Raw genomic sequence first — 1,969 nt, 5'->3', positions numbered from 1 at the left:
GCCGCGGCGGCCGCGGCATCGATCTGCGCCTGCTGCTGCGCGGCCTGGTACTGCTGCTGCGCGACGGCGTCCTGGCGCTGTGCGGCGGCACGGTTGTTCATAGCGTTCGCCGTGCCGGTGACGACGGCAGTGCGTGCGGCGAGGCCGACGAGGCCCGGGCGTCCTACTCTTCCGATGGGCATGTCAGTCTCCTTCGTTCTCTGCGTCGGCTTCGCTCTCTGCGAGGTCGACGATGGCGTTGACGACCGGCGCGGGGATGCGCTCCGTACTGATGACCTCGGCGCCCGAGGCCGCGAGGCTCGACGCGAGTCGGGTCGCCCACGTGAGTTCGAGCGCGACGATCGCCGACGACGTTCCGGGGGCGACGAGCTCGGCGAACGCGTCGATGTCCTCCTGCCCCGTGATGCCGATCGCGGCGAACTCGATGTCGCCGAACCCGAAGTGCTCGCCCTCTTCGTCGAGATCGATCGCAGTGACGGTGCCGTCGGCATCCTTGCTGACGATGACGAAGTCGAGCAGCCGCACGACGCCCGTGGCGATCGAGTCGGAGAGGGCGGCGATGATGCCAGGGGTGGGCCGGTCGCCGTCGAGGCTGATGAGATACAGCTCGACGGGTCCGAAGCGGAAGTCGGTCACAGGTGTGTCCTTTCTGTCGAGCCGATTCTGCCCCCGCGGGTCGGCGCGCGGCGAGGCCGCGGGCCGCGAATCCCTCGCGGCGGGTGAGCGGTGGTTGAGCGGCGGGCGAGCGCTTCGCGGGGACGGTGGGGTGGCGTTTGGCAATACCGGGTATACTCTCGGCAGGGCCAAGGTGATGGTGTCTCTCCCCGACGAGGTGCTGCACGCTGTCGACCTCGAGGCAGATCGCCGAGGCCAGTCGCGCAGCGGACTGTTGCGCGAACTGGCCGAGGAGATGCTGCGTCGGCGCAGTACCGCACGCGCCGAGCGCATGGCGCAGATCGATGCGATGACCGCCGCGCCGGTCGACCGCGGCGGCGATGTCGCCGGCGTTCTCAAGGCGAGCCGGCCCGAGCGATGAGTCTTCGGCTTCTCGACGCGAGTGTGCTGCTCGCGAGCGAGGATGCCGGCGACGAGAACCATGACGATGCCCGGCGCCTCCTGCGTGGTGCGCACGCGTTGTCGACGATCGATCTCGCCTACTACGAAGTGACGAACGTCGCCGTGCGCAGCTGGCGCGACGAGGCGGTGGCCGAGCGCCTTCGCCTTCGTGTCGCAGCTCTCGCGGATGACGGCGGGCTGACGCGAGTCGATCCGGCGCTGCTATCGGCGACAGTGTCCATCGCCGCCGAGCTCGGTATCTCGGTCTACGACGCGGCGTACGTGGCCGCGGCGGAACGGACAGGCGCCATCCTGGTCAGCTGCGATGTGCGGGACCTCGTCTCGCGTGGGCTTGCCGTCCCGCCTGCTGCGGCGCTGTGACGACGCGGGCGCTCAACCGGCGCTGCTGTCGAGGTCCCCGGTGAGGTAGCGCTGGACGGTGGGAGCGAGGTCGGCGACGATCTCGTCGGGGGATGCCGACGCCAGCGGTTCCAGTTCGATCACGTACCGCGTGACGATCAGTCCGACGATCTGGCTCGCCACGAGAGTCGCGCGCCGCTGTGCCGACGGGCCGCCGCCGAGGCGGTCGCCGATCCGGTGCAGAATCTCGCGCGAGACGAATCCCAGCAGTAGCGACGACGTGCGCCGGCCGCCGATGACGGCGCGGATGAGCGCGACGCCGCGGGAGCGAAACGCGGGGTCGTCCCACAGCGTCACGACCGCACGCACGAGGCGCTCGCCGGCGCCGTCGAGGTCGCCCGACAGCGCGCCGCCGATGAGCTTGCGCGGATCGACCGGGACGTCGACCGTCGCGGCGAACAGCGCCGACTTCGTTCCGAAGTAGTGGTGCAGCAGCGCCGGATCGACGCCCGCCCGCTCGGCGATCGCACGCATCGTCGCGCCGTCGTAGCCC

General features: G+C 70.5%; 4 protein-coding genes and 1 pseudogene. 2 read left to right on the top strand and 3 right to left on the bottom strand.

Annotated features, from left to right (window positions below; translation table 11 throughout):
* Both WBP48_RS13145 and WBP48_RS13140 read right to left on the bottom strand, forming a co-directional pair.
* Positions 1-182, bottom strand: a pseudogene (locus tag WBP48_RS13145) (SHOCT domain-containing protein); the annotation flags it as partial.
* A gap of 1 nt (position 183) precedes the next feature.
* The gene (locus WBP48_RS13140) at positions 184-636 is read right to left on the bottom strand and encodes a DUF6325 family protein (RefSeq protein WP_424441128.1); all 453 of its coding nucleotides are present in this window, start codon (positions 634-636) and stop codon (positions 184-186) included.
* Between the two features lie 175 nt (positions 637-811).
* On the opposite strand from WBP48_RS13140, the gene WBP48_RS13135 reads away from it, so the two are divergent.
* Positions 812-1,036, top strand: a complete 225-nt coding sequence (locus WBP48_RS13135) for a ribbon-helix-helix protein, CopG family (RefSeq protein WP_424441130.1) — start codon at positions 812-814, stop codon at positions 1,034-1,036.
* Entirely contained in the window at positions 1,033-1,437 is a 405-nt protein-coding gene (locus WBP48_RS13130) for a PIN domain-containing protein (protein ID WP_424441126.1), read from the top strand. Before WBP48_RS13135 ends, WBP48_RS13130 begins: the two co-directional genes overlap by 4 nt.
* Before the next feature lie 12 nt (positions 1,438-1,449).
* On the opposite strand, the gene WBP48_RS13125 is transcribed toward WBP48_RS13130, so the two are convergent.
* Positions 1,450-1,969, bottom strand: a 520-nt coding sequence (locus tag WBP48_RS13125) for a TetR family transcriptional regulator (RefSeq protein ID WP_424441124.1), incomplete at its 5' end; no start/stop codon positions are given.

The sequence above is a fragment of the Microbacterium sp. genome, from assembly GCF_049661145.1.
Classification (GTDB): domain Bacteria; phylum Actinomycetota; class Actinomycetes; order Actinomycetales; family Microbacteriaceae; genus Microbacterium.
Note: the sequence above shows the minus strand (reverse complement) of the source record. Positions and strands in the feature narration are given on the sequence as shown.

Coding starts and splice junctions, on each gene's coding strand:
- WBP48_RS13135 (WP_424441130.1), top strand. CDS start 812: ATGGTGTCTCTCCCCGACGAGGTGCTGCACGCTGTCGACCTCGAGGCA.
- WBP48_RS13130 (WP_424441126.1), top strand. CDS start 1,033: ATGAGTCTTCGGCTTCTCGACGCGAGTGTGCTGCTCGCGAGCGAGGAT.